This window comes from Microbacterium suwonense, assembly GCF_030296555.1.
GTDB lineage: Bacteria > Actinomycetota > Actinomycetes > Actinomycetales > Microbacteriaceae > Microbacterium > Microbacterium suwonense.
Genome location: NZ_AP027728.1, coordinates 2,015,591 through 2,042,452, shown reverse-complemented (window position 1 = coordinate 2,042,452; position 26,862 = coordinate 2,015,591). Strand labels below are relative to the sequence as shown.

General features: G+C 64.8%; 21 protein-coding genes. 18 read left to right on the top strand and 3 right to left on the bottom strand.

Annotated features, from left to right (window positions below; all coding sequences use genetic code 11):
* Positions 1-35 precede the first annotated feature (35 nt).
* Positions 36-3,158, bottom strand: a complete 3,123-nt coding sequence (locus tag QUE33_RS10190; protein ID WP_286299708.1) for an efflux RND transporter permease subunit — start codon at positions 3,156-3,158, stop codon at positions 36-38.
* Positions 3,159-3,413: 255 nt separating this feature from the next.
* On the opposite strand from QUE33_RS10190, the gene QUE33_RS10185 reads away from it, so the two are divergent.
* The 3 genes from QUE33_RS10185 (at position 3,414) to QUE33_RS10175 (ending at position 5,610) form a co-directional block, all read left to right on the top strand.
* Positions 3,414-3,812 carry a MarR family winged helix-turn-helix transcriptional regulator gene (locus QUE33_RS10185; protein ID WP_286299706.1) on the top strand — a complete coding sequence of 133 codons (399 nt, stop codon included), beginning with the start codon at positions 3,414-3,416 and terminating at the stop codon, positions 3,810-3,812.
* A 68-nt stretch (positions 3,813-3,880) separates the two neighbouring features.
* On the top strand, positions 3,881-4,669 hold the full coding sequence (locus QUE33_RS10180) for a GTP pyrophosphokinase (RefSeq protein ID WP_286299705.1): 789 nt from the start codon (positions 3,881-3,883) through the stop codon (positions 4,667-4,669).
* Positions 4,670-4,881: 212 nt separating this feature from the next.
* Positions 4,882-5,610, top strand: a complete 729-nt coding sequence (locus tag QUE33_RS10175) for an alpha/beta fold hydrolase (protein WP_286299703.1) — start codon at positions 4,882-4,884, stop codon at positions 5,608-5,610.
* A gap of 26 nt (positions 5,611-5,636) precedes the next feature.
* Here the strand turns inward: QUE33_RS10175 and QUE33_RS10170 are convergent, their stop codons facing one another.
* Complete coding sequence (locus QUE33_RS10170; RefSeq protein WP_286299701.1) at positions 5,637-6,002, bottom strand: DoxX family protein; 366 nt, start codon at positions 6,000-6,002, stop codon at positions 5,637-5,639.
* A gap of 60 nt (positions 6,003-6,062) precedes the next feature.
* Between QUE33_RS10170 and QUE33_RS10165 the strand changes: the two genes are divergently transcribed.
* The 10 genes from QUE33_RS10165 (at position 6,063) to QUE33_RS10120 (ending at position 16,870) form a co-directional block, all read left to right on the top strand.
* On the top strand, positions 6,063-6,707 hold the full coding sequence (locus QUE33_RS10165; protein WP_286299699.1) for a TetR/AcrR family transcriptional regulator: 645 nt from the start codon (positions 6,063-6,065) through the stop codon (positions 6,705-6,707).
* Complete coding sequence (locus QUE33_RS10160) at positions 6,704-7,744, top strand: LLM class flavin-dependent oxidoreductase (protein WP_286299697.1); 1,041 nt, start codon at positions 6,704-6,706, stop codon at positions 7,742-7,744. The genes QUE33_RS10165 and QUE33_RS10160 overlap by 4 nt, the downstream gene beginning before the upstream one ends.
* Positions 7,741-8,352 carry an NADPH-dependent FMN reductase gene (locus tag QUE33_RS10155; protein WP_286299695.1) on the top strand — a complete coding sequence of 204 codons (612 nt, stop codon included), beginning with the start codon at positions 7,741-7,743 and terminating at the stop codon, positions 8,350-8,352. Before QUE33_RS10160 ends, QUE33_RS10155 begins: the two co-directional genes overlap by 4 nt.
* A gap of 642 nt (positions 8,353-8,994) precedes the next feature.
* A complete protein-coding gene (locus QUE33_RS10150) occupies positions 8,995-9,936 on the top strand; it encodes an ABC transporter permease (RefSeq protein ID WP_286299693.1) in 942 nt (313 codons plus the stop codon).
* Between the two features lie 7 nt (positions 9,937-9,943).
* Complete coding sequence (locus QUE33_RS10145) at positions 9,944-10,924, top strand: carbohydrate ABC transporter permease (RefSeq protein WP_286299692.1); 981 nt, start codon at positions 9,944-9,946, stop codon at positions 10,922-10,924.
* Positions 10,925-11,004: 80 nt separating this feature from the next.
* Positions 11,005-12,564: an ABC transporter substrate-binding protein gene (locus tag QUE33_RS10140; protein ID WP_286299689.1), complete on the top strand. Its 1,560-nt coding sequence runs from the start codon at positions 11,005-11,007 to the stop codon at positions 12,562-12,564.
* A gap of 63 nt (positions 12,565-12,627) precedes the next feature.
* A complete protein-coding gene (locus tag QUE33_RS10135) occupies positions 12,628-13,269 on the top strand; it encodes a YesL family protein (RefSeq protein WP_286299688.1) in 642 nt (213 codons plus the stop codon).
* Positions 13,270-13,273: 4 nt separating this feature from the next.
* Positions 13,274-13,612, top strand: a complete 339-nt coding sequence (locus tag QUE33_RS10130) for a beta galactosidase jelly roll domain-containing protein (protein WP_286299686.1) — start codon at positions 13,274-13,276, stop codon at positions 13,610-13,612.
* Positions 13,613-13,691: 79 nt separating this feature from the next.
* The gene (locus QUE33_RS10125; RefSeq protein WP_286299684.1) at positions 13,692-15,635 is read left to right on the top strand and encodes a glycoside hydrolase family 2 TIM barrel-domain containing protein; all 1,944 of its coding nucleotides are present in this window, start codon (positions 13,692-13,694) and stop codon (positions 15,633-15,635) included.
* Positions 15,636-15,643: 8 nt separating this feature from the next.
* Positions 15,644-16,870: an ROK family transcriptional regulator gene (locus QUE33_RS10120; protein WP_286299683.1), complete on the top strand. Its 1,227-nt coding sequence runs from the start codon at positions 15,644-15,646 to the stop codon at positions 16,868-16,870.
* A 64-nt stretch (positions 16,871-16,934) separates the two neighbouring features.
* Here the strand turns inward: QUE33_RS10120 and QUE33_RS10115 are convergent, their stop codons facing one another.
* Positions 16,935-18,698, bottom strand: a complete 1,764-nt coding sequence (locus QUE33_RS10115; RefSeq protein WP_286299682.1) for an ABC transporter ATP-binding protein — start codon at positions 18,696-18,698, stop codon at positions 16,935-16,937.
* Between the two features lie 147 nt (positions 18,699-18,845).
* Between QUE33_RS10115 and QUE33_RS10110 the strand changes: the two genes are divergently transcribed.
* The 5 genes from QUE33_RS10110 to QUE33_RS10090 all read left to right on the top strand — a co-directional run bounded on the left by QUE33_RS10110 (position 18,846) and on the right by QUE33_RS10090 (position 26,775).
* Entirely contained in the window at positions 18,846-20,291 is a 1,446-nt protein-coding gene (locus tag QUE33_RS10110; protein WP_286299681.1) for an alpha-N-arabinofuranosidase, read from the top strand.
* A gap of 36 nt (positions 20,292-20,327) precedes the next feature.
* Positions 20,328-21,338 carry a LacI family DNA-binding transcriptional regulator gene (locus tag QUE33_RS10105; RefSeq protein ID WP_286299680.1) on the top strand — a complete coding sequence of 337 codons (1,011 nt, stop codon included), beginning with the start codon at positions 20,328-20,330 and terminating at the stop codon, positions 21,336-21,338.
* 37 nt (positions 21,339-21,375) lie between these two features.
* Positions 21,376-22,545, top strand: a complete 1,170-nt coding sequence (locus QUE33_RS10100) for a glycoside hydrolase family 27 protein (protein WP_286299679.1) — start codon at positions 21,376-21,378, stop codon at positions 22,543-22,545.
* Between the two features lie 222 nt (positions 22,546-22,767).
* On the top strand, positions 22,768-24,501 hold the full coding sequence (locus QUE33_RS10095) for a glycoside hydrolase family 35 protein (RefSeq protein WP_286299678.1): 1,734 nt from the start codon (positions 22,768-22,770) through the stop codon (positions 24,499-24,501).
* 141 nt (positions 24,502-24,642) lie between these two features.
* Complete coding sequence (locus QUE33_RS10090) at positions 24,643-26,775, top strand: glycoside hydrolase family 31 protein (RefSeq protein WP_286299677.1); 2,133 nt, start codon at positions 24,643-24,645, stop codon at positions 26,773-26,775.
* The last annotated feature ends 87 nt before the right edge of the window (positions 26,776-26,862 follow it).

Sequence of the window (26,862 nt, the reverse complement as noted above, 5' to 3'; positions counted from 1 at the left end):
GGCGGGAGGGCGACCGCAGCGGTCAGTGCCGAAACCTATGACTGCGCTGCGCTCGGCTCGCCCGATGCTCCCGCGCTCGGCAGGCCGGTACCTGCCGTGACCGGCCGCTGCGCCTGCTGCTTCTTGACCCGGCGGCGTTCCCGGCCGTCCTCGAAGAGCAGGTAGAGCACCGGCACGAGCAGCAGGGTGAGCAGTGTCGAGGAGATGAGGCCGCCGATCACGACGATCGCGAGGTCCTGGCTGATGAAGCCGCTCGATCCGGTCACGCCGAGTGCCATTGGGATGAGGGCGAAGATCGTCGCGAGTGCGGTCATCAGGATCGGGCGCAGGCGCTGGCGGGCGCCGTTGAACACGGCGTCGCGCACGCTCTGCCCCTGCTTGCGGTACTGGTTCACGAGGTCGATGAGCACGATCGCGTTCGTGACCACGATGCCGATCAGCATGAGCATGCCGATGAGCGCCGAGATGCCCAGCGGCTTGCCTGTGAGCAGCAGCAGCACGATCGCGCCGGTCGCGGCGAACGGGATCGACACGAGCAGGATGAGCGGTTGCGCGAGGGAGCGGAAGGTGGCGACGAGCAGCAGGAACACGATCGCGATCGCGATCAGCATCGCGAGTCCGAGCTGTTGGAAGGATTCCTGCTGGGTCTGCGCCAGGCCGCCGATGGTCGCGGTGGTGCCGGCCGGCAGGTCGAGGCCGTCGATTCGCTCCTGCACCTCGGTGGTCACTGCTCCCAGCTCGCCCTCTGCGGGGGTGAGTGAGATCGTCGCGACGAGGTCGCCGTCCTGACGGGTCAGCGATGTCGCCACGGTGACCTTCTCCACCGATGCGAGCTCGGTCAGCGGCACCATGCCCGTTGCCGTGGGGATCTGCAGATCTTGGAGCTCCGCGATGGTCTCGGGCGCCGGGGCCGCGTCGAGGAAGATGCGGTACTCCTCGTTGTCGATGGTGACGTTGCCGATGCTCTGCGGGGAGAGGATGCTGCCGACCATGCCGAGCAGCTGGATCTCGGTGAAGCCGTGCTCGAGGGCGACCTTCCGGTCGACCGTGACCTGGGTGATCGGTTGCGCGGGGGCGAGATCGCTCGACACCTCAGTGGTGTGGGGCGTGTCCTCGAGCGCTGCATAGGCGGCCTCCGCCGCCTCGGCGAGATCGGCGTCGTTGGTGCCGGTGACGAGCACGTCGACCGAGCCGCCGAAGCCGCCCATCGACGCGGCGTCCATGAGGCTCACCTCGCCGGGACCGTCTAGCTCCGCGAGGCGGTCGCGCACCTTGTCCTGCAGTGCGCTCTGGTCCGCCTTCGAGTCGGTGTTCACGATGAAGGTGGCCGTGCCGCCGCCTCCGCCGAGAAGGGCGGAGAAGTCGCCCGAGCCGCCCCCGCTGGAACCGGCCATGAGCATGACGTCTTCCACGCCGTCGATGTCGAGCAGCGCATCCTCGACGTCGCGGGCGCCGTCGGAGACGGTGTCGAGGTCGGAGCCTGCGGGGAAGGTCTGGGTGGCCATGATCATGTTCTGCCCGGTGCTCCCCAGGAAGTCGACCTTCAACAGGGGAACCAGCGACACGGTGATCACGAGCAGCAGCACGGAGGAGACGATCGTGATGACCGGGTGCTTCTGGGTGCCGCGCAGGATCGGCTTGTAGCCGCGCTGCAGCCAGCTGTTGTGCTCCTTCTCCTCAGCTGCGAGACGCACCGCCTCGACGTTGGTGACGTCCTTCGGCGCGCGCAGGAACCAGTACGACAGCACCGGGACGATCGTGAGCGCCACGAGCAGCGACGACAGCATCGCGATCGTGACCGTCAGCGCGAACGGGGCGAACAGCTCGCCCACCATTCCGCCGACCAGGGCGATCGGCAGGAACACGGCCACGGTCGTCAGTGTGGAGGACGTGATCGCGCCGGCGACCTCGCGCACGGCGGTGAGGATCGCGTGCACCTTCTCCTCCCCGTAGGAGAGGTGCCGTTTGATGTTCTCGATGACGACGATCGAGTCGTCGACCACGCGGCCGATCGCGATCGTGAGAGCACCGAGGGTGAGCATGTTCAGCGAGTGCCCGCCGAGATTCAGGCCGATGAAGGTCACCAGCACCGACAGCGGGATCGAGATCGCGGTGACGATCGTGGAGCGCAGCGACAGCAGGAAGATCAGGATGACGACGATCGCGAAGAGCAGGCCGAGCAGGCCCTCGATCGCGAGATGCTGGATCGATTCCTCGATGAACGGGGCCTGATCGAACACGATCGTGAGCGAGAGGCCGGGCACCTCGTCTTCGAGCTCGGCGATCGCGTCGCCGATCGCGTGGGAGATCGCGACGATGTCGGCGTCCTGGTTCGCGGTGATCGAGATCGACAGCGCCTCCTCGCCGTCCATCCGGGTGAGCGAGGTCTGCGGCTCGGTGACGAGCTCGACGGTTGCGACGTCGCCAATGGTGATCACCGTGCCGGGCTGCGTCTGGCTGGCGAGCGGCAGCCCCGTGATGGCGTCGAGGGATTCGACCGCAGTACCGCCCTGCACCGGCAGCGACGCCCCGTCCTCGGTGACGCTGCCGAGCGGCAGCGTCACCCCGTTCGCCTTGAGCGCCTCGCTGAGCGCCTGCGGGCCCAGACCGTTCGTCGCGAGCGCCGCCTGATCCGGCGTGATCACGACCCGCTCGACCGCGCCGCCCGAAACTGCGGCAGAGCGCACACCCGAGATCGACTCGAGTTTGGGGACCACGGTGTCCGTGAGCGTGTTGGACAGGGCCGTGATGTCATCTTCCGACCCCGAAGCGGTCATGAAGATCACCGGGATGTCGGAGGTGCTGCCCGAGATCAGTTGCGGGTCTGCGTCGCTCGGGAGCGTCGCAGAGATGGAGTTCAGTGCCTGCTCGACCGAGGCCCGGAACTCGTTCGCGTCGGTGCCGTAGGTGTACGCGATCGAGACCATCGACATGCTCGACGAGGAGGTGGCGACGACCTGCTCGACGTTGTCGAGATCGGTGATCGCGCGTGAGATCGGCACGCTCACCTGCTCATCCATCACCTCGGGGCTGGCGCCCGGAACCATGGTCACCACCGTGGTCTGGGGGAGCGAGAGCGAGGGGATGAGCTCCTGCTTGAGCTGCGTCATCGAGAACACGCCGAACCCGGCGATCAGGATGGTGATGAGCGCGACCAACGTCCGGTTGGCCAGGCTGAAGCGAGCGAGTCGGAACAAAAGAGATACCACCGAACGGTTGGAGGACAAGAGAGTGCGGGCATCGCCGAATATGGTTAGCGCCACGCAAAGCTTAGTATAGGACTAAGCAACCCGCGCTGAGTTGCGCCTGAGAGCGAAAGGTAGTTTTGAGGCGTGAGTACACATGAAGAAGTAGAACGCGAGACGCTCCTCGCCGAGCTGCTCAGCCTGCAGGCCGCCTTGGAGTCATCGTTCGTGCCCGAGCACATCGAGCCGATGCTGTCGTTGCGGCTCACGATGCAGCAGCTCAAGGTGTTGATGATCCTCGTCGCCCATCCAGACGGGAGCACGATGCAGGCCGTCTCCAAGACGGTCGGTGTGTCGCTGGCGACTATGTCCGGGATCGTTGATCGCCTCGAGGCGCAGCACATGGTGGAGCGCAGCCTCGATCCGAACGATCAGCGGGTGCGCCGGGTCACCGCGACCCCGCTCGGGCTTCAGACCGTGCAGCGCCTGATGGCAGCCCGCCCAGAGCTCAGCAGCAGCCCGCTCGGGCTCCTCGCAATCGACGACCTCCGAGCGCTCACCCAGGGCGTCCGCGCCCTCCTCCGCGCGGTGCAGAGCGCCGCCAACGTGCCGACAACCGACGAGTAACGCTTCAGCCGGTCGCCCGACGCGGCACAGGGTGAAGACCGGACGAGATTCAGACGGGAGGCCCACCGATGAGCAGCAAGAGACCGCGACACGCTCGCCCAGACCCGCTCGACAACGACCGGATCGCGCGCCTCGCGAGCTTCAGAGCCAGCCTCGCCCGCTTCATGCTGAACTACCAGTTCGGGATCAACGAGGTCATGACCAAGATCAACATCCTGCGAACCGAGTTCGAGCACCTGCACGACCACAGCCCGATCGAGCACGTCTCCTCCCGCCTCAAGACCCCTGAGAGCATCCTCGAGAAAGTCCAGCGTCGCGAACTGCCACTCTCCATCGACGCGATCCAAGACCAGATCCAGGACATCGCCGGGATCCGCATCGTGTGCAGTTTCATCGCGGACGTCTACCTCATCGCCGAGATGCTCGCCGCCCAGCCCGACCTCACAGTCATCGAGACCAAGGACTACATCGAGCACCCGAAACCGAACGGCTACAAGAGCCTCCACCTCATCGTGAAGGTACCGGTGTTCCTGTCCTCCTCGATGACCGAAGCGCGCGTCGAAATCCAGATCCGAACGATCGCCATGGACTTCTGGGCCAGCCTCGAGCACAAGATCTACTACAAGTTCGACCAGGAGATCCCCGCCGAGCTTCTCGACGAACTGGTCGAAGCCGCGCAACTCGCGAACGACCTCGACCAGAAAATGGAACGCATCCACCGCGAAGTCCACGCGCTGCACCCGTCCTCGGAGCCGGATGGCGACAGCCCGAAGACCGCAGCGACTCACCCCGAAGCACTCCTCCTCAGCGTCCTGTTCCCGAACGAGCACGGGCCCGAGATGCCACAGAACGACTAGGCTGCCATGCCGGGATACGGGCATGTAGCTGAACAACGTCGTCCGTGCAGCCCGCCGTCGCAGCTGGCGCCACTGGACGGATCCGCGGAGTCAGCGCAGTGACGGACGGTGCCTACAGTAGTGGGGTGGACGTCAGGTGGGCGATAGCGAGCGATGGGGTGAAGATCGCGTACTCCGACACCGGCACCCGGGAAGCAGACCCCCTCGTCCTCGTGCACGGGCTGGGGCTCTCCAGCTCGATCTGGCAGGGGCTCGGCTATGTACGCGCGCTGAACGACCACCGCGTGATCACGGTCGATCTCCGTGGACATGGACGCAGCGGCAAGCCTGACGGCCCCCACCGCTACGACATGGCACAGCTCGCCGATGACGTCGCGGCCGTGCTCGACGAAGTCGGCCTGGAGGCCGTCACCTACGTCGGGTATTCACTCGGCGCACGCATTGGGTTCAGCCTCCTCGACCGCCACCCCAATCGCATGCACGCGTTCGTCTCCCTCGCCGGCGCGCACCGGCTGCGCGCCGGCGATGCGGAAGAGATCTTCTATCCCGGTTACCGCGACACGATCGAACACGAGGGGATGGCCGGTTTTACCGCCCGATGGCGCGCGGCCCGACCTGACATCGACGCGCCGACCACGCTGGCGCTGTCGCACAACGATCCCGCGGTGCTCCTTGCCCTCCTCGATGTGATCGACACCGACCCTGGCATTCCCGATCAGCGCCTCATCGACACCGCTAGCCCCGCGCTCCTGGTGACGGGTGACGAGGATCGCGTTGGTGTGCGCGGCGCTCTCGCGGCGGCCCGCCTCCTCCCGAATGCGACCCTCGTGCAACTTTCAGGGGCTGGGCACACCGACATCCTCAGCAGGCGTGACGATCTGGTATCGCTGATCACCGATCTCCGCCGTCACGAACCTACCGGGGCCAGTCCTCGCAGATGAGCGGGAACCAGCCGAGATGGCTGGCCTCAGAGCTGAACGAAGCGGAAGATCGCGACGAACAGCGCCGCGAGCAGCAGCACAACGTTGAACGGGAGGCTCTTCTGCTCACCCCTGCGGACGTGCACGACGATGGCGAGGATCTGCACGATCACGAGTCCCGTCGCCGCGAGCGGAGTGAGCACCGGTGCGATCCCTGTGAGCCACGGCAGCACGAGCCCCACGGCGCCCGCGAACTCGGCGACGCCGATGAACGTCACGATCCCCGGCGAGAAATCCTCAACCCAGGGCATGTTCGCCGCGAGCTTATCCTTCGGCGTGAAGGATTTCGTGAGGCCGGCGAAGAGGTACATGGCGGCGAGGATCCCGGTGACGATCCAAAGGGCGACGTTCATGCGGCATACCCTAACAGACAAGTGGAGATGCGCCTCCACTTGTTGCGATAGGCTGCGTACATGGCCCCGACCGACCCGCCTGTACAGCAAGCGAAGCCGCTGCGCGTAGACGCCGAGCAGCGGCGACGGACGCTGCTGTGCGCCGCAGCGTCCGTGTTCCTTCGAGACGGGCTCGATGCGCCGCTGGAGAACGTCGCAAAGGAGGCGGCAGTCGGAATCGCGACCCTGTACCGACGATTCCCTACCCGCGACTGCCTCGTCGAAGCGGTGTTCGAGGCGAAGATGGGCGCCTACGCCGACCGCGCCGAGGCGGCGCTCGCCTCTGCGGCCGACGACCCGTGGGAAGCATTCGCGGACTATATCCGGGACATCGCCGCCATGCAGGCAGCGGATCCGGCGTTCGGCACGGTGCTGTTACGACCAGCGCAGGGATCGGATCTCTTCGCTGACGAGCATGCGCGGTCGATGCGCGCCACACGGCTGCTGCTCTCGCGCGTGCGCAAGGCCGGCGCCGTCCGCGCGGATCTCCGAGAGACCGACCTGTACCTGCTCGCGACGGCGACCGCAGCCCTCGTCTCCGAGCCCGGCCCGATCATGCCGCAGGCCGCCGCGCAGCGTATGACCGAGCTGTTCCTCGATGCCGTGCGAGCGACCGTCGCGGAGGGCGCGGACTCAGGAAGAACGACGAAAGGATCGAGCAGATGACGTTCGAACTCGGTGCCTATAGCTTCGGCGTGGCCGGCAGAAACCTCGAGGGCGATACGGTGAGCACCGCCCAGGCGGTGCGGAACATGCTCGAGCAGATCCAACTCGCCGAACAGGTCGGCCTCGACTTCTACGGGGTCGGCGAGCATCACACCGCGACGATGCCCGTCAGTTCTCCTGCCTCCGTCATCAACGCCGCTGCAGCGATGACAAGCCGGATCACCCTGTCGACGGCCGTGAGCGTCCTGTCGACGGATGACCCGATCCGGCTGTATCAGCAGATGGCGACCGCCCAGATCGTCTCGAACGGCCGGGTGGAGATCATCGCCGGCCGCGGCTCCTCCACTGACTCGTTCCCCCTGTTCGGGTATGAACTCGACGACTACGACCGGCTCTACACCGACAAACTCGGGCTCCTGCTGGCAGTCGCTACGAACGAACGCACGAACTGGGAGTCCCCGTTCCGGCCGCCATTGCACGACGCGTTGATCGTGCCGCGCCCGGAGCAGCCAGTCCCGATCTGGCTCGGGACAGGCGGGAACCCTGGCTCCACAGTGCGTGCGGCGCAGGCGGGCCTGCCGGTCTCCTACGGCATCCTGTCGGGAACACCGCAACGGTGGGGCCAGATGGGCGCCCTGTATCGCCAGGCCGCGGAGCAGGCTGCCGTGAATACCGCGCAGCTTGCGATCTCGGTCGCCGGCCACGGCTTCGTCGCCCGCGACGGCAGATCCGCGAAGCAGATGTTCTTCCGACACGAATCGGCCGCGTATGCTGCGGCAGGTCGCTTCGGCCCGCGCTCATGGGAAGAGGCCAAGCCCAACTACTCGCCCGGCGGCATGGTCTTCGCGGGTGATGCGTCCGAAGTTGCCGACCGCATCATCGACCTGCACCAGCATCTCGGCCACACGCGACACTTCTTCCAGATGGATATCGGCGGAATGCCACAGGCCGATGTGCTCACCTCGATCGAGCTGCTCGGAACCGAGGTCGCTCCCCGCGTACGGGCCGAACTCGACAACGGGCAGTCCGCCGCATGAGCGGGGTCGTCCCCCGCATGAGCGAGGTCGTCCCCCGCGTCGCGCTCGTCGTGGGCAGCACCCGCGAGCCGCGCTTCGCCGACTACCCACTCACCTGGCTGCTGGAACGTCTCGGCACACGGGACGATCTCGAGGTGTCCGTGATCGACGTCCGCGACGTCGCACTGCCCGACTACAACCTGCCCAAAGCGCCAGCGCACGCCCAACGTGAATACTCAAGCAGGGCAGAGCGCGCGCTCGGCGAACGCCTCGACAACGCTGACGCATTCCTCTTCCTCGTCAACGAGTACAACCACGGCTACGGAGGCGCACTGAAGAACGTGCTCGACCACTATTTCGCCGAGTTCGAACACAAGCCCGCCGCGTTCTTCGGGTACGGCAACGTCGGTGGATCCCGTGCGATCGAGCAGCTGCGCCAAGTCGTCGCCGAGCTGAACATGGTCTCCGTGCGCGAAACGGTGCACATCTTCGGTGCCCAGTTCCCAGCCGTGCGCGAGGGCGGCGCGGCGGCGGCGGCGGTCTTCGACGCCCTCGAGCAGCGGTTGACCGTGATGCTCGATCACCTACTCTGGTGGGCGCGGGCTCTGAGCGCGGCGCGCGATGCCTGACCCGGACAATCGTGCAGGCCAAGGCCCAACTCGGCGACACGCTCCCGCATCCTGACAGGTGATCACCGCAGAACGATCCGTCAGCGGCCAAGGACAATGTCTGGACCACGCGAGGATGGTCGAGACTCCTGGCCGCCGACCACAATCGTTCGAGAGATCGATCCCGTGCGGTCTCAATCAAAGTGATCTGAGAGCGTGTCAATGCCTCGCTGTTCGAGACGTGCGTGCTCAGCTTCGCACACGGGCTCTACATCAAGTCGCTGAACCCGGAGTCAGCGCTCGCCGCGCTTGAGGGTGCAACCAAGCCTGACTCCCTCCGGGACTCTCGGCGGCTTTCGCCGGCAGGTGCGTTTCGCACTCGACTTGCACCAGCACCTCGGTCGCATGCGACACGTCCTCCAGATGAATATCCGCGACATACGCTACGTCGATGTGCTCACCTGGATCGAGATGCTCGCGTGAATCCTGAGTTTCCCTGCACTCGTACAGCTCGTCCTGAATGCCAGACCCGACTCTCAAAAAGGTCTTGTATCGCTACACATCCATCTGGTAGCTTTACCGATAGTTTCATCAGGGGTTAGTTTTATCCCTGATATTCAGGCTCGCTCGCAGGCGATACGGGCAAACGCAGAGAGGCGGAGGATGTCCCTGACGCAGACACCACGACGACGCAAGTCGGTGTGGGGGCAGGTGAAGAGCAGCAGGATGCTGATCCTCATGTGCGTGCCCGCACTGGCGTTCTTCATCGTCTTCAACTACGCGCCGCTGCCGGGCATCTGGATCGCCTTCACGGACTTCAATTACCGTGACGGTATCTTCGGCAGCCCCTTCGTCGGACTCAAGAACTTCCAGTTCCTGATCAAGTCTGGAATGCTCTGGGACCTCACCCGCAACACGATCCTGTACAACATCGCGTTCATCGTCCTGGGCAACATCCTGCAGATCGCGATCGCGATCATGTTCAACGAGGTCCGCCTGAAGTTCTTCAAGAAGATCACGCAGGGCATCATGTTCCTGCCGTACTTCATCTCGGTCGTGCTCATCGGCGTTATCGCCTTCAACCTGCTCAACTACGACACAGGCGCGCTGAACACCCTCATCAAGCAGACGGGCGGCGACCCGCTGAAGATATACAGCATGGCCGGGCTGTGGCCGCTGATCATCATCATCATCCACCTCTGGCAGAGCACCGGCTACGGATCGATCGTCTACTTCGCGGCGATCATGGGCATCGACAAGGGGCTGTTCGAAGCAGCTGAGATCGACGGAGCATCCGCATGGCAGCGCATCCGATTCGTTATCCTGCCGAGCCTGAAGCCGACGTTCATCATCCTCTTCCTGTTCTCGCTGGGCGGGATCATGAGCGGCAACTTCGGGCTGTTCTGGAACCTGATCGGCAACAACGCCACGCTGTTCTCGACCACCGACATCATCGAGACCTCCGTGTACCGCATGGTCATGTCGCAGAACAACTTCACCACCTCCACGGCTGTCGGCCTCTACCAGTCGCTGTTTGGCTTCGCCATCGTCATGACGGCGAACTGGCTCGTTCGAAGGATGAACAAGGACTATGCCCTCTTCTGATGTGACCATGACCGCCCCAGCCACGGAGGCGACCGGCGCCACGAAGGCCATTCTGTTGCCACGGCGGAACAGAAGCCTTTTCGACAAGTCTCAGACCAGAGCCATCAGGCTCTCAGCGAGCGACCGCTGGCTGCGCGGCATCTCGTACGTGTGGATCACGCTGTTCACTCTGTTCTGCTTGCTGCCGTTCGTGATGATCGTCTCGGCGTCGATCTCCAGCGAGGCTGCGATCCGTACGGATGGCTTCGGACTGATTCCGAAGGATTTCAGCCTCGCCGCTTACGACCTGATCTTCCAGGCTCCGAAGCAGATCATCGGCGCCTACACCGTCACGATCACGATGACCGTCTTCGGCACGGCGATCGGATTGTTCATCATCGCGATGACCGGATTCGCCCTGTACCGTCAGGACTTCCCGTTCCGGAACCACATCTCGTTCTTCATCTACTTCACGACTCTGTTCTCGGCGGGTCTTGCACCGACCTTCCTCTGGGTCTCCAACGGCCTTGGACTGCGCGGGAGCTATCTTGCAGTCTTCCTGCAGCTGCTGATGACTCCCTGGCTGATCATCCTGATGAAGAACTTCATGCGCACCGTTCCGTACGAGATCGTCGAGTCGGGGAAGATCGACGGTGCTGGCGATTTTAGGATCTTCGCGCAGCTGACGCTGCCCATGATGAAGCCGGCGCTGGCCACCATCGGCCTCTTCCTCGCCCTGGCGTACTGGAACGAGTGGTACCTGTCGTCCCTCTACCTGGGCAGCACGGTTGAGTTCAAGCCGCTGCAGTACTACCTGTACAACGTCATCAACACGGCCAATGCGCTGCGCAACTCGGTGGCCGGAGCCAACGTGAGCATCGCGAGCCTGCCCAGCAACACCCTGAAGATGGCGAGCGCGGTGGTCGCGACCGGACCGATCCTGCTGTTCTACCCGTTCGTTCAGAAATACTTCGTCAGCGGCATCACCATCGGCGCGGTCAAAGGCTGACCCGTCCTCGCTGGCATCCTGCCCCCACCAGGGGCGCCACCCACCGCAATCACGCAACGAGAATCTCAAGGAGACTCACAATGAAGAGAAGGATCCTCAGGACCGGGGCGGTCATCGCGACCCTCGGCATGGGAGTGACGATGCTGGCGGCGTGCACCGCCGCCAGCGAGGACGATCCGAGCAAGCCCACTGCCATCACGATGCTCGTGCTCGGCGACAAGCCCAGCAACGGGCGTCTGGAGGCGATGCTCGACAAGCTCAACGCGAACCTGAAGAAGCAGGTCAACGCCACCCTCGACTTGTATTACGTGGAGTGGGCCGACTGGCAGACGCAGTACAACGTTCAGCTGCTGTCCGGCGATGACAACGTCGACCTGATCACCACGGCCACGGACTGGCTGTTCGGATGGGAGAACGCCCAGAAGGGGGCATTCCTGCCGCTTTCGGAGGACATGCTCAAGGAGAACGCGCCGAAGACCTGGGCGCAGGTGGATGCCGCGGGCGATTGGGAGCTCACGAAGCTCGACGGCGAGATCCAGTTCATCCCCGAGGACAACTACACCCAGTACACCAACCACGGCTTCTTCTACCGCGGTGACTGGGCGGAGGAGGCCGGCTTCCCGGGCGGCGAGATCACCAAGTTCGAGGACTTCACGAAGTACTTCCAGTGGGTCAAGGACAACAAGCCGGATGCGTATCCGTGGGATGCTGCGTCGGGCGCGTCCAACGACGCCGTGCTCACCGGCTACCTGCAGGGGCACACCGACCAGATGACGCTCCAGGGCGTGAGCGCGGGAAACTATTTCCCGTACACGACGTCGGAGTCCGACCCGGGCACCGTCACCTCCTGGCTCATGGAAGGCGATGAACTGCTGGGGGCCGCCGAACTCGCCAAGGAGTGGAACAAGATCGGCGTCTGGCGCGAGGACTCGCTGAACTACGACGGCGACACCCGTGAGGAGTTCTACTCCGGCCTGTCGGGTGCCGACCAGCACCACACTCAGACCTTCCTCACCCAGATCGTCGACAACATGAATAAAAAGCAGCCCGGCTCCAACCCGAAGATGTTCTACTGGGGCGAGGAGAACGGCAATCTCTATAAGGACATCAAGACCCACGGTGCCATGGCTGTGAGCGCCAATTCCAAGCACCCTGAGAAGGCGCTGCAGGTGTACGACCTGATCCGCAACGACAAGACCGACTACGACCTGCTGAACTTCGGGATCGAGGGCACGGACTACGTCATGCAGGACGGAAAGCTCGGCTTCCCCGAGGGCTACGACCCCTCGAAAGACGCGCTGGGCTCGAACTTCTGGGGCGGTCGCATGGACGAGTACGAGCCGCTGAAAGTCAGCGACGCGCCGAATCTGAAGGACGTGTATGCCGATCTCGACAAGGTCGCTCGTGACTACCCGTACTCCACACTGATCATCGACAAGAGCTCGATCGATCCGACGCTGGCAGCGATGGGCGCCGTGCTCTCGGAGTACATCCCGCAGCTCAACTACGGCAAGTTCGACGACCCGGCCAAGGCCATCGCGGAGATGCGCCAGAAGCTCAAGGACGCGGGCTACGACGAAGTGCGGGAATCTCTGCAGGCCGACATCGACGAGTGGGCGAAGGATCACCCGCTGAAGTAGGACTGCAAGAATGCCGGGCGGGACCGCTGTGCGGGCCCGCCCGGCCCTACGAGAGGATGAGGAATGGCAAGCATCTTCGCGGCCGACTCAGCGCTGATGAGGACCCTCACGCGCATCGCCGACATCATGATCCTGAACATTCTGTTCATCGTGACGTCGCTTCCTCTCTTCACGCTCGGGGCGTCGCTGACCGCACTGAACTTCACGGCGATGCGCATCGCGACCGGTACCGACCAGACGATCACCGGCGACTATCTCCGCTCCTTCCGGAGTAACTTCCGCCAGGGAACGGCGATCTGGGGACTGCTGTTCGGCGCATCGGCAGTCTTCGCAGCCTGGCACATCGTGGTCTCGGAACTCGTGACGGTTGTGATCCTGCAGTTGGCGCTGTTCGCTGTCTGGTATGTGCTGGTCTTCCTGGCACTCGTGACAGTGCTGTGGCTGTTCCCCTATCTGGCGAAGTTCGAGGGCACCATTCGGGAGACCATCCGCAACGCCCGGCTGCTGTCGTGGAGGCACCCGTTCACCACGCTGCTGGCGCTCGTCGTGATCGCGCTGTGCGCGGTGATCACAGTGTTCTATCCGCAAGCCACCGGCTACGGACTGCTCTGGCTGCTGATCGGCTTCGCAGGCATCGCGGTCGTCAACGGTGCGCTTCTCGCGCATGTCTTCAACAGGTACATCGACACGCCCGAGGAAAGCTGAGCCCATGCAGACGTTCACCATCGATGACTGGCGCTTCATACTCGCCGATCTCCCGGGCGCCTCCGCGAAGGGCTTCGACGACTCCGCATGGCGCGCAGTTCGCGTGCCCCACGATTGGAGCGTCGAGCAGGACTTCTCGTCCGAGCACTCCAGCGGCACGGGCTATCTGGCAGGCGGCATCGGCTGGTATCGGACACGCGTCGCGCTGGGCGGGCTGGACCTCGCTGACGACGCGCAGATCGAGCTCGCCTTCGCGGGCGCGTACAAGAACGCGCAGGTCTGGGTCAACGGGTACCACCTGGGGGGCGGCCCAACGGACATGTTCCGTTCTCGTTCGATCTGACCGAGATCGCCTCCTACGCGTCCGACGACGAGCTGGTGATCGCCGTACGTGTGGATCGCACCGAGATCTCGGACTCGCGATGGTACAACGGCGCCGGGATCGTCCGGGCGGTGTCCTTGCGGGTGCACGCTCCGGTGCGCGTGCTGCAGACCGCATTCACGACTGTGTCGGCTCATGCCGACGAGGCCGTCGTGCACATCGATCAGACCATTGCCAGCAGTGCGGCAGAAGCAGTCGGGGGCGGGTCCGGCACGAGTTGCGCTCGCCGGCATCCGGCCGGACGCACATTGTCGATGCCGTCTTCGAAGTACCCGCAGGCGGCACCGCCGGAATCGGGACCGAATTGCGGATTCCGGAGCCGCAGCTGTGGTCGGATGCCGATCCGCACCTGTACCAGCTCACCACTACGCTCAACTGGAACGGCGCTTCGGCCGAGTACGACGAGATCGTCGGCATCCGCACCTTTGCATTCGATCCCGATCACGGGTTCTCGATCAACGGCGAGGAGCGCACGCTGAAGGGCGTCTGCCTGCACGAGGACGCCGGTTGCTTCGGCGTCGCCGTGCCGCCGTCGGTCTGGCTGCGACGGCTGCTGACTCTGAAGGAGATGGGGGCGAATGCGGTCCGCATGGCGCACAATCCCCACGATCGGGCGTTGTACGCACTCTGCGATGCGCTGGGCCTGTTCGTGATCGACGAGGCCTTCGACGAATGGGAGAATCCCAAGAACAAGTGGTGGCAGGGGCACAACGTGTATCCGCCCCGGCACGAGGGTTATGCAACGCACTTCCCGGCATGGCATGAGCGCGACCTGCGCGACCAGATCGCCGCGCACCGCAACCATCCGTCGATCATCGCATGGAGCATCGGCAACGAGGTCGACTACCCCAACGATCCATACGCCAGTGTGCTGTTCGAGCAGATGACCGGGAACAACGACGCCGACAAACCGGCACAGGAGCGCATGTACGATCCGACCCGCCCGGATGTGCGGCGGCTGACGACCATCGCCCGCCGGCTGAGCGCGATCGTGCGAGAGGCCGATCCGACCCGACCCGTGACACTCGCCGCGGCGTTCCCGGAGCTGTCCAGCCGCACCGGACTGCTCGACGACCTGGATCTGATCGGATACAACTACAAGGAGCGTCTGTACCCGGACGATCATCGACGCTTCCCCGATCAGCCGCTGATCGGAAGCGAGAACGGCCACGGTTATGCGCAGTGGCGTGCGGTGGCCGAGAACGACTTCGTAGCCGGCCAGTTTCTCTGGACTGGGATCGACTACCTCGGAGAAGCGCGCGGCTGGCCGGTGCACGGATCCGATGCGGGGATGCTGACCTTGGCCGGTTTCACCAAGTCCGAGTGGCACCTGCGACGCAGCTGGTGGACGCAAGCGCCGACCGCTCACCTCGCCGTGCGCGCCCAGCCGGCCGGCCTCGACCGGAAGTCGTTCTGGACTCACCCGGTGTCCCGGAACTGGGACGGTGCTGAAGAGCCGATCGAGGTACTTTGCTTCGCCGGTGGTGGTGCACCGCATCTCACCTGCGACGGTTCGCCGGTGCCCCTGTCGTTCGACGAAGAGGGCGGGTTCTGGTCCGCCACGGTTCCGGCATCCACTGCAATGTTCGTGCTGGAGGTGCGCGACGGCGACGTCGTCGTCGCTCGCGACGAGCTCGCGCACGCTGGTAGGCCCGTCGTGTTTGCGGCCGATGTCTGGCATCCGCCGGCCGACGCGGCACGGCGATGCCGGGATGCCGGGATCGCGATCGACAGTGTCATCCAGATCGAGTGCCGCCTGCTGGATGCGCAGGGCCGCCTCGCCGCCGGAGAGCTGCCGGTAACGGTCGTGACGGATGGAGCGCGGGTCAGCATCGAGAACGGCGATCTCGCCGATATCACGCCGTATACCAGCACGATGCGCCGCACGTTCGACGGGCGGCTCGCGGTGTTCGTCCGCGCCGAGGATGCGGGCACAGTGCAGGTGTGCGCAGAGGGCCTCCCTCCTGTTACGGTTCAACTATGAGGGGTGTCGTGCCGCGCCGGACCTCGCGCGACATCCGTAGCGATTCCATGATCGACGTGCTGCATGCGGTGCTGTCAGCGGGCGAGACAACCCGCAACGATCTCATGCGCTCCACCGGGCTGAGCCCCGCGACGGTGGTCACGATCGTGAACGAGCTCATCGAGGCCGATGTACTCGCTGAGACGAAGGTCTCCGCTGGGCGGGTAGGTCGCCCGACGTCGATCTTCGGGATGAACGCCGCTCGCGGTCGGATTCTCGGCATCGACGTCGCCGAGACCTATGTGCGCGCAACGATGTTCGACACCGCGCTGAACCAGGTCAGCTACACCGAGAGCGCGCGCGACGAGCATGTGCTTGAGCCGGGATCGATCGTCGAGACCATCGGCCTCGTGGTGGACGAACTGCTTCAGAGCGAGGGAGTGTGCCGTGAGGGTGTGCTCGGAGCGGGGATCTCGCTGCCCGGGTTGATCCAGGAGCCATCGGGCATGGCTGTGGTGGTCCCCAACTGGGAATGGCGCAGTGTGGAGCTGGACCGGCTGCGCGAGCGAGTGGGCCTGCCCCTCGTGATCGACAATCCACTGAAGGCGATGGTCAATGCGGAGCGTTGGCTGGGCCGGGGGCGGTCGGCGGCGAGTCTGGCCACGGTCAACCTGGGGACCGGGGTCGGCGCCGGTATTGTCCTCGAAGGCGAGGTGCTGCGCGGCGCGACCAACTCGGCCGGCGAGTGGGGGCATTCGCTGCTCATGCTCGATGGCAGACTGTGCCGGTGCGGTCGGCGCGGCTGCGTGGAAGCATACATCGGCGTTCCGGGAATCCAGCACACACTGCGCGAGCTGGCTCCTTCGCATCCGCTCGCCGATGTCGAGCTGCAGAGCGACTTCATCTCGCTGCTCGCTCATGCGGCCGAGAGCTCGACTCCGGACGATGCCGCGCGAGAGACGGTCGCGCGGACGGCTTATTACCTCGGTTCAGCGCTTGCGGATCTCGTTGCGGTGGTGAATCCGGATGTCGTGACACTGACTGGCTGGACCACGTGGGCACTGGGTGGCCAGCTGCTCTCGCCTGCCCGCGAACGGATGCGGTCGCAGTCGCCTGGGCGAGCGGGTGCCGCTGTGGAGCTGGAGATCTCTGCTGTGCGTGGCAATCCTGTCGTCACCGGCATTGCCATGATCGCACTGGAGCGGTCGCTGGTGGATGCCGGGCTGCTGACCACTCGCATCCCAGTGGTGCTCTGAACGTCGCTGTTCATAGGGGAGGGATCGACCCGCGGTTGGAACTCGTCGGTCGAGTAGTCGTCTATCAGCGCTGCTGAAGCCTCTGCAGCGCGGCGTACCGGCCACCGATGCTCATGAGTTCGTCGTGGTCGCCGATCTCGACGATGCGTCCGCGATCGAGCACGACGATGCGGTTCGCATCGCGGATTGTGGAGAGCCTGTGGGCTACCACTAGCGTCGTGCGACCGGCCATGAGCCGCGACAGCGCCTGCTGGACGAGCATCTCGGACTCGTTGTCCAGCGCACTGGTCGCTTCATCGAGCAGGAGCACCTTCGGGTCGCGCACCAACGCGCGGGCGATCGCGATCCGTTGACGCTGTCCGCCCGAGAGTCTCGCTCCGCGCTCGCCCACCAGGGTGTTCCACCCTTCGGGCAGTGCATCCACGATCTCCGCGGCGTTGGCATCCTGCAGGGCTGCGCGGATGCGCTCGTCCGGCACGTCGCCGAGTCCGTACGCGACGTTGTCGCGGATCGATCCTTCGAACAGCACGGACTCCTGTGGCACGACCGACAAATGCCGACGGTACGTGCGCAGATCGAGAGTCGCGGCATCCGCTTCATCGAGCAGCAGTCGCCCGCTCGTCGGACGCAGGAACCCGAGCGCCAGATTCAGCAGGGTCGACTTGCCGGACCCGGAGGGGCCGACGAATGCGACCGTCTCGCCTGGTGCGATGTCCAGATCGACGTCGGATACGGCCTCGGCTTCAGCCTCGCCGTATCGCAGACTCACCTGCTCGAACCGCAGTCTGCCGCGAACCTCTTCGACGACGGCTCTGCCCTCGTTCTCCTCCAGATCCGGTTCGGTCAGCACCTCCGCGATCGACCGTACCGACTCCAGGCCACGTGCACCCACGGGGATCACCATCAGCACTTGAGTGACGCCGCCCGTGATCAGCCCGAAGTAGGCCGACAGCTGCACGACCTGCCCTGGTGTGATCTGCCCCCAACCGGTGATGGCGGTCCAGGCTGCCGACATCAGGCAGATGACGCTGAGCAGTTGCAGCACGACCCACGACAGAGACTGGAATCTGCCGTTGAGCAGATCTAGAGCGTAGCCCGATGCCTTGACGCCTTCCGCGCCCTCGGCGACGCGCTCCTGCGCCGTCGCCTCAATGCCGTGCGCGCGCGTGATCGGGATGAGCGTCGCCATCTCCCCCACGCGTCCGGCGAATACCTCGACGTTCTGCCGGAATGCCTCGTTGCGCTGACGCGAGCGCCTGGCCAGCAGATAGCGCAGGAGCACGGCGATCGGGATGGTCAGAGCGTACACCGGCAGGAACGTGGGCATGGTCAGCGCGGTCATCACGATCGCACCCGAGATGACCATCGTCTGCGCGAGTACGGGATGAGTGACCTGCTGCAGCATCAACTCGATGTTCTCGACGTCGCGCACGACCTTTGTCTGCACGATCGACGAAGATGTGCGCGAGTGAAAGCCGATCGAGAGGCTCTGCAGCCGCGCGGTCAACGCGTTGCGCAGATCCGCGCCTAGACGGCGCACCGAGCGCATGAACAGTTTCGTGTAGGCGACATGCGTCGGGTAGTTTTGCGCGACTGCGAGGAACGCGATGCCCGCCCACATCGCCAGCGCCTCCGGCGGCCCGCCTGCGACCACGACGTCGATGACGCTGGCGGTGACCACGGGCATGAGCCATTGCGGCGTGTCCTTCAGTGGAAAGAGCGCTGCAGCGGCGATCAGCCTGCGGCGGTGCGGGCGCAGCAGGCGGAACACCGAGCGGAGCGGATGATCGGCATCGAGCTGAGTGGCGGAGGATCGCGCAGATGTCATCACCGCTCCCATTCGGGATCGTGCGGGCCCGCTCAAGGAGAGGAATTTCACGCGGAAGCCTTTCAAGGGGTGAAGATGCCAGCAAACCATGTATCGTTAAACTTACCGCGCTCCGCCCACGGCGGATGAGTACAGTGAAGGAAACGTATGATCACGCTCTCCCGTACTTTGGGTGCTCCCACGATTGATCGACGGATCTACGGCCAGTTCGCGGAGCACCTCGGCCGGTGCATCTACGAGGGTGTCTGGGTCGGAGAGAGCAGCGACATTCCGCACCGCAACGGTCTCCGCACCGATGTGATCGATGCGCTGCGGCAGATCCGGGTGCCGCTGGTGCGCTGGCCGGGCGGGTGCTTCGCGGACGAATACCACTGGCTCAAGGGAGTCGGACCCGATCGTCAGCCGATGGTAAACACGCACTGGGGCGGGGTGGTCGAATCGAACGAGTTTGGCACGCACGAGTACTTCGAACTGCTGAACCAGCTCGATGCAGAGGCGTATATCAACGGAAACGTCGGCAGCGGCACGGTGGCGGAGATGCAGGATTGGATCGAGTACATGACCCTTGATTCCACCTCGCCGATGGCCGAGCTGCGAAAGCGGCACGGTCGTGAACAGCCGTGGAAGCTGGAATTCTTCGGAGTAGGGAATGAGAGCTGGGGGTGTGGGGGCAACATGCTCCCGCTGCACTACGCGAACCAGTACCGGCAGTTCCAGACCTACGTGCGCAGATACGGCGAGCATCCGATCTCGAAGATCGCCTGCGGAGCGAACGCCGATGATTACGAGTGGACTGAGACGCTGATGGCGCGAGCCGTCGAACACATGGATGGCCTGAGCCTGCACTACTACACGCTGCCCACCGCAGACTGGGACCGGAAGGGTTCCGCCCTCGATTTCAGCGACTTCGAATGGCACGAGACCCTGCGCCAGGCGCGTCGGATGGACGAGATGGTGACCCGGCACAGCCGGATCATGGACAGGCACGACCCGACCGGCCGTGTCGGCCTGATCGTCGACGAGTGGGGGACCTGGTATGACGTGGACGAGGGCACCGATCCCGGTTTCTTGTATCAGCAGAACACGCTGCGGGACGCTGCGGTGGCGGCCATTACCCTGAACATCTTCCACCGTCACGCCGATCGGGTGCGGATGGCGAATATCGCCCAGATGGTGAACGTGCTGCAGGCGATGATCCTCACCGACGGCGGGCGGATGCTGACCACGCCGACCTATCACGTGTTCGACCTGTACACCGACCACCAGGACGCCGAGTATGTAGACGTCCCGATCGGCGCGTTGGGAGCGGATGTCGACGCGACCGCGTCTTACAAGGACGGCGCCTACACGGTGAGCCTGACGAACACTGCGCTGGATCGGGAGGCGAAGGCGGGGTTCGCTCTGCCGGCGGCTGTGACGGATGTGCTGCGCGCACAAGTGCTCGGTGGGACATCTGCGACCGCTCACAACACGTTCGACACGCCTGATGCCGTGGTGCTGTCCGATATCGCCGTGTCCGTTTCCGGCGACGAAGTGACGCTGACGCTCCCACCGCACTCTGTCGCCACCGTTCGCGTCGCCGTCGCCGAGTGAGCGGCGGCGGATCTGCGGTGTTCGAGGGGAGTTGTCATGACGACCATGCAGGACGTGGCGGCACATGCCGGAGTCTCGGCGATGACCGTGTCCAACGTGATCAACGGCCATGCGCACGTGCGTGATTCGACGCGCCGAAAGGTGCTTGCATCGATCTCCGAGCTCGGCTACCACGTCAACACCACGGCACGGAACCTGCGGCAGGGGCGCACCGGTGTGATCGCGCTCGCCGTGCCCGAGATCGATAGACCCTACTTCGGCATGCTTGCCAGCATGCTCATCGACAGGGCCGCAGCACGGGGATTCGAGCTCGTAGTGGAGCAGACCGCGGCGAGTCGGGACCGGGAGTTCGATGCGATATCCCGCTCCCGTCTGCGCAATTACGACGGGCTCATCCTCAGCGCCGTCGAACTGCACGACGACGACGCGGTGCTGCTCCGCGGCGACTTCCCCATAGTCGTACTCGGCGAGCGGGCTTTCAGCGGTCCGCTCGACCACGTCGTGATGGCCAATGAGGACGGGGCGGCGCTGGCGGCTGGGCATCTGCTCGATCAGGGCTGCCGCATCATTGCCATGCTCGGCGGGTACCGCAGTCGAAGCGGAGCCGTCGACGTCTCCACCTCTCGTCTGCGCGGGTTCGAGGAGGCGCTGAGAGCAAGCGGTGCCGATCTTCCCGCGAACAGGGTACGCTCGACACCCTTCAGCTTCGAAGGCGGGAAGTCAGCGATGACGGACCTCCTCGCCGATGTACCGGACCTCGACGGCGTGTTCTGCTCGACGGATGTCGTCGCGATCGGCGCGACTCGAGCGCTGACGGATGCGGGTCGTCGGGTTCCGGACGACGTCAAGGTCGTTGGTTTCGATGACGTGCCACTGGCGTCCTTCCTCACACCGTCGCTCACCACGATCGCCGCCGACCATCCGGCGATGGCGGATGCCGTGATAGCGATGCTTATCGATCGCATCGAGGGCAAGCGCGCGGCCGACGACTATCGCACCGTCGTCGGCTCCGTGCGTCTCATCGAGCGTGAATCCACGGCGCTCTGATCCGCCCGGCACACCGAACATCCGAGGGAAGGATCTCATGCCCACTCCGATCTCGACTCGCCCCCCGATGGGCTGGAACAGCTGGGACTGCTACGGCACCACCGTGACCGAAGACGAGGTGCTCGCCAACGCGCGGTTCATGGCGGAGCACCTGCTCGAGTACGGCTGGGACACGATCGTGGTCGATATCGACTGGTCCGATCCGACCGCCCGGAGTCACGGCTACAATCCCGCGGCGCCGTTGTGCATGGACGATCACGGGCGTTTGGTGCCGGATCCAGAGCGGTTTCCGAGTTCCGCCGGGGGACGCGGTTTCGCCCCGCTCGCAGGCAAGATCCACGCACTGGGGTTGAGGTTCGGCATCCACACCATGCGCGGAATCCCGCGGCGGGCGCTCACGGCCGACACTCCCGTGCTCGGCTCGGACGTGCGCGCATCCGACATCGCGGATCCGTCCAATACCTGCGAGTGGAACCCCGATATGGTCGGTCTGAATCATGCGCACCGCGCCGCGCAGGCATATTACGACAGCACCTTGGCGCTGTATGCGCAGTGGGGCGTGGACTTCATAAAGGCGGATGACATGCTGTGGCCGTATCAGGCCGCCGATATCGAGGCCTACGCACGTGCGATCGAGCGCAGTGGCCGGTCCATCGAGCTGAGCCTTTCACCAGGCCGCGATCTGTCTCTTGCGAATCTGGATCACCTGCGGGAGCACTCGACCATGTGGCGCATCTGCGATGACCTCTGGGACCGCTGGGACGACGTCGAAGCGAACTTCGCCCGCTTCGCCCGCTGGGCGCCGTACGCATCAGAGCATGGCTGGCCCGATGGAGACATGCTTCCTCTGGGACGCATCGGCATCCGCGCCGAGCGAGGCGAGCCCCGGCAGGATCGCTTCACGGCTCCCGAGCGGATCTCATTGCTGACGCTGTGGATCATCGCCCGATCGCCGCTGATGATCGGCGGTGATCTGCCCACGAGCGATCCGGAGGTCATCGCACTGTTCCGCAATGCCGACGTGCTCGCCGTGTTGCGCGATGGCACAGGCAGCCGTGAGCTCTTCCGCGAGGGCGACACCGTCATCTGGGGTGCCGACGGCTCCGATGGCGTCCGCTATGCCGCCGTCTTCAATCTCGCCGAGACAGCGCGCGAGGTGGTGCTTGACGTGCGCTCGCTGGCATTTCCCCCGACAGCAGCAGGCTGACCGAGCTGTGGACCGGGGACGACATCCCGTCCGAGGCTGTTCGCGTGCAGTCGGATGCCGCCCGCGGTGTCGCCCCGGGCGGCCGTGCGCTGCGGCTGAACCTCCCCGCGCACGGCGCTGCGCTCATCCGCTGCGAACCGAGCCCCCTCGCGACCCAGTCTCGCACGGCGCTGTCATTTCGCACGACCCTGTCACCCCGCACGACCCCGTGGAGAACATCCCATGACATCTCGATTCCGGATTGGACAGGATGATTTCCTGCTCGACGGACAGCCGCACCGTATCCTCTCCGGTGCCGTTCACTACTTCCGCGTGCACCCGGAGCAGTGGGCCGACCGCATCCGCAAGGCGCGGCTGATGGGGTTGAACACCATCGAGACGTATGTGGCGTGGAATGCGCATGAGCCGCGGCGCGGCGAGTGGGATGCCACCGGCTGGAACGATCTCGGAGCCTTCCTCGACCTGATCGCTGCCGAGGGCATGCACGCGATCGTGCGGCCCGGTCCGTATATCTGCGCGGAGTGGCACAACGGTGGGCTGCCGGTGTGGCTCACCGGCAGCGAGGGCATCGGACTGCGCCGTTCCGAGCCGCAGTACCTCGATGCCGTCTCCGACTATCTGCGACGGGTGTACGAGATCGTCGAGCCGCGGCAGATCGACCGCGGCGGACCCGTCGTGCTCGTGCAGATCGAGAATGAATATGGCGCCTATGGAGCGGACAAGACCTACTTGCGGCATCTGGTGAGCGTCACCCGCGACGCGGGGATCGAGGTGCCGCTGACCACCATCGACCAGCCGACCGATCGTATGCTCTCCGACGGCAGCCTGCCCGAGCTGCACAAGACCGGCTCCTTCGGCTCGCGGGCTGGAGAGCGGTTGCAGACACTGCGCCGTCACCAGCCGACTGGACCGCTGATGTGCGCGGAGTTCTGGGACGGCTGGTTCGACTGGTGGGGCACCGTGCACCACACCACGGCACCCGCGGACTCAGCCGCTGAGCTGGACGCACTGCTCGCCGCGGGTGCCTCCGTGAACTTCTACATGTTCCACGGTGGCACGAACTACGGACTCACCAACGGTGCGAACGACAAGGGTCGCTACCTGCCGATCGTGACGTCGTACGACTACGACGCGCCGCTCGACGAGGCCGGCGACCCGACAGAGAAGTTCTTCGCCTTCCGGGATGTGATCGCGAAATACGCGTCCGTGCCGAAAGAGACGGTGCAGGCTTCGGCGGATGCGCCGACGTTCGAAGTCGCGCTTGCGCCGGTTGCCGTTCCGCTCCCCGGCCCCGACGAGACGCGGTACAGCGAACCGCCAACCTTCGACGGAATCGGGCATCTCGGCGCCCTGGTCGCCTATGAGGTCGATCTGGGCGGACGCGGCGGCACACTGCGGTTCGGCGAGATCCGCGATCAGGCGTGGATCTCGGTGGATGGGAAAAGGGTGGGCACCCTGTCACGCACTCGTCAGGAGAGAGCCCTGCGGATCCCGAGCGGCTCACGACTGCGTGTGTTCGTCGAGGAGCAGGGTCGCGTCAACTACGACCAGCGTCTGGGCGAGCCGAAGGGCCTGATCGGAGCGGTCACGCTCGACGACGTCGTTCTGACCGGATGGTCCGCCGCTCCGGTCGACCTGCACGAACTCGCTGCGGCGGCCGCACTGGCGCCGGTCGGCGATGCCCTCGATAGCCCGATAGTGCTGTACGGAACGTTTGAGCTCGCGGTGCCCGGGGATCTCTTCCTGGACTCTTCGTCATGGGGCAAGGGCTTCGCGCTCGTGAATGGATTCCTGCTCGGTCGATATTGGCGCAGCGGCCCGCAGCGCACCCTGTACGTGCCGGCGCCTGTACTGCGCTCCGGGATCAATGAGCTGGCAGTGGTCGAGTTGGAGACCGGAGTGGACACAATCGCCCGTTTTCTCCCGCGGCCATCGCTGGGACCGGAGGAGGAATGATGAGTGGCAGCCGGCGCACGGGCGAAGTTCGTGGGCGACGAATTCAGGGCGCTGCGGTGAGCTCTGCGCGCGTCGGTTCTCGTGACGGTAAAGGGATGGTCAAGCGGGATGCTTCTGACGCAATGAAAGGTGTGAGAACCGATGATATTCGATTCCCAGGATGAATTCGGCGACGGCGGCGATGCCGTGATGGAGCCTTCGCCGTCTCCTGACGGTTCCGGTCGCACTCCCATCGAGCACTTCGAGGTAGACGGAGCCTCGATCGTGTGGCGGGGCGACGGTGAGGTCCTCCGGGTGGATCCGTGGGGAGTCGACAGTGTGCGAGTGCGGGCGACGATCAAGGGGCAACTGGAGGACACTCGCTACTCCCTGCTCGACGCTGCGCAGACGCGAGCAGTCGTCACGGTCGACGGCAACACTGCAGAGCTCCGTAACGGGCGCCTGGTCGTGCGGCTCACCTCGTGGAGCGGCTACGGATATCAGACTGGTTATGAGGAGAATCGCTGCCGGCTATCGTTCCACGATGCCGATGGAACGCTGCTCCTCGAGGAACTCAGCGAAGGCGGGGCACTGCACCGCAGGGCCCGCGACTGGCACCCTCATCTCGGAGGAGACTTCGCCGTGCGTGCCTCGTTCACGGCTCATCCCGATGAGAAGCTCTACGGCATGGGCCAGTACCAGCAGGACGTGCTCGACATCAAGGGCTGCACGTTCGAGTTGGCGCACCGCAACTCGCAGATATCGATACCGTTCGTGATCTCCAGTCGTGGGTACGGGATGCTATGGCACAATCCCGCTGTGGGTCAGGCGACCTTCGCCGATAATGTCACTCAGTGGTCGGCCGAGTCGACAAGACAGCTGGACTATTGGGTCACCGCCGGGGTCCGCCCCCGTGACATCGTGAGCTCCTATGCGGATGCCACCGGCCACCCACCCGCCATGCCGGAGTATGGCCTTGGTTACTGGCAGTCCAAACTGCGCTACTGGAACCAGGAGCAGCTTCTGAGCGTTGCGCGCGAGCACGTCGCCCGCGGACTGCCGATGGACGTCATCGTCGCAGATTTCTTTCATTGGCCGCACATGGGCGACTACCGCTTCGATGAGGAATTCTGGCCGGACCCGACCGCGATGGTCGAGGAGCTGCGTGAACTCGGCATCGAGCTGATGGTGTCGGTCTGGCCCCAGGTATCACTGAACTCGGAGAACTTCGCCGAGATGAAGAAGCACAACCTCCTGGTGCGAGCCGAGCGCGGGATAGATGTGCAGATGTCTTTCGAAGGACCGAGCGCGTTCATCGATGTCACCGCCCAAGAGGGGCGCGACTACCTCTGGCGGAAGCTGTCCGCGAACTATGGCGTCCATGGCATCCGCCTGTTCTGGCTCGATGAGGCCGAGCCCGAGTACGGCGTCTACGACTATGACAGCTATCGGTACGCGCTCGGCTCAGGACAGCAGGTCGGAGCTCTCTATCCGCAGCTGTTCCTCAGGTCCATCCATGATGGTTCCACTGCCGGAGGACAGGAAACGCTGAGCCTCGTCCGAGCGGCGTGGTCGGGCAGTCAGCGATATGGTGCTCTGGTCTGGTCGGGCGACATCGGGTCGACCTGGACCGCGCTTCAGCAGCAGATCACGGCGGGTACCCACATTGGTCTCGCCGGGATCGCCTGGTTCACGACTGACATCGGCGGCTTCCACAGCGGCGACATCGAAGACCCGGCCTTCATCGAACTGCTGCTCCGGTGGTTCCAATTCGGCACTTTCAGCCCGGTCATGCGGATGCACGGCGACCGTCAGCCTGCTGAGCAGGTCGCCGCAGCCGACGGGTCGCGTCGGCTGCCCAGCGGCGCGCCGAACGAGGTGTGGAGCTACGGGGACGCGGCATACCGGATCATGCGCGAGCACATCCTGCTGCGTGAGACGCTGCGCGACTACCTGCGGGAAGTGATGGCGGAAGCTTCTCAATCGGGCCTCCCCGCGATGCGCGCCATGTTCCTCGAGTTCCCCGACGATGCCGCCGTATGGGACGTGAAGCACCAGTACCTGCTGGGTCCCGATCTGCTTGTAGCGCCCGTGGTGGAGCCGGGAGCGCGGCAGCGCAGGGTGTATCTGCCCGACGGTGCGGTGTGGCTCCACAGCGCGACCGGTGACGAGTACGCAGGAGCCCAGTGGGTGACAGTGCCGGCGCCGATCGAGCAGATACCGGTGTTCGTCCGAGCCGACGCTCGACCCAGCGCACTGGGAATCATCCGCCGCGACCCGCCCGCCGATGCCTGACCCGTGCCGGTTGACGGGTGTCGTGACGCGGGTCACACCGGCTCGGTGACCGATCACAGAGATCGTAGACACCACACGATGAGGTAC

Excerpts from the sequence above, each read along its gene's own strand:
- QUE33_RS10180 (WP_286299705.1), top strand. The coding sequence starts at position 3,881 with ATGAGCAGCAAGAGACCGCGACACGCTCGCCCAGACCCGCTCGACAAC.
- QUE33_RS10170 (WP_286299701.1), bottom strand. The coding sequence starts at position 6,002 with ATGAACGTCGCCCTTTGGATCGTCACCGGGATCCTCGCCGCCATGTAC.
- QUE33_RS10165 (WP_286299699.1), top strand. The coding sequence starts at position 6,063 with ATGGCCCCGACCGACCCGCCTGTACAGCAAGCGAAGCCGCTGCGCGTA.
- QUE33_RS10160 (WP_286299697.1), top strand. The coding sequence starts at position 6,704 with ATGACGTTCGAACTCGGTGCCTATAGCTTCGGCGTGGCCGGCAGAAAC.
- QUE33_RS10155 (WP_286299695.1), top strand. The coding sequence starts at position 7,741 with ATGAGCGGGGTCGTCCCCCGCATGAGCGAGGTCGTCCCCCGCGTCGCG.
- QUE33_RS10150 (WP_286299693.1), top strand. The coding sequence starts at position 8,995 with ATGTCCCTGACGCAGACACCACGACGACGCAAGTCGGTGTGGGGGCAG.
- QUE33_RS10145 (WP_286299692.1), top strand. The coding sequence starts at position 9,944 with ATGACCGCCCCAGCCACGGAGGCGACCGGCGCCACGAAGGCCATTCTG.
- QUE33_RS10140 (WP_286299689.1), top strand. The coding sequence starts at position 11,005 with ATGAAGAGAAGGATCCTCAGGACCGGGGCGGTCATCGCGACCCTCGGC.
- QUE33_RS10135 (WP_286299688.1), top strand. The coding sequence starts at position 12,628 with ATGGCAAGCATCTTCGCGGCCGACTCAGCGCTGATGAGGACCCTCACG.
- QUE33_RS10130 (WP_286299686.1), top strand. The coding sequence starts at position 13,274 with ATGCAGACGTTCACCATCGATGACTGGCGCTTCATACTCGCCGATCTC.
- QUE33_RS10125 (WP_286299684.1), top strand. The coding sequence starts at position 13,692 with ATGGTACAACGGCGCCGGGATCGTCCGGGCGGTGTCCTTGCGGGTGCA.
- QUE33_RS10115 (WP_286299682.1), bottom strand. The coding sequence starts at position 18,698 with ATGACATCTGCGCGATCCTCCGCCACTCAGCTCGATGCCGATCATCCG.
- QUE33_RS10110 (WP_286299681.1), top strand. The coding sequence starts at position 18,846 with ATGATCACGCTCTCCCGTACTTTGGGTGCTCCCACGATTGATCGACGG.
- QUE33_RS10105 (WP_286299680.1), top strand. The coding sequence starts at position 20,328 with ATGACGACCATGCAGGACGTGGCGGCACATGCCGGAGTCTCGGCGATG.
- QUE33_RS10100 (WP_286299679.1), top strand. The coding sequence starts at position 21,376 with ATGCCCACTCCGATCTCGACTCGCCCCCCGATGGGCTGGAACAGCTGG.
- QUE33_RS10095 (WP_286299678.1), top strand. The coding sequence starts at position 22,768 with ATGACATCTCGATTCCGGATTGGACAGGATGATTTCCTGCTCGACGGA.
- QUE33_RS10090 (WP_286299677.1), top strand. The coding sequence starts at position 24,643 with ATGATATTCGATTCCCAGGATGAATTCGGCGACGGCGGCGATGCCGTG.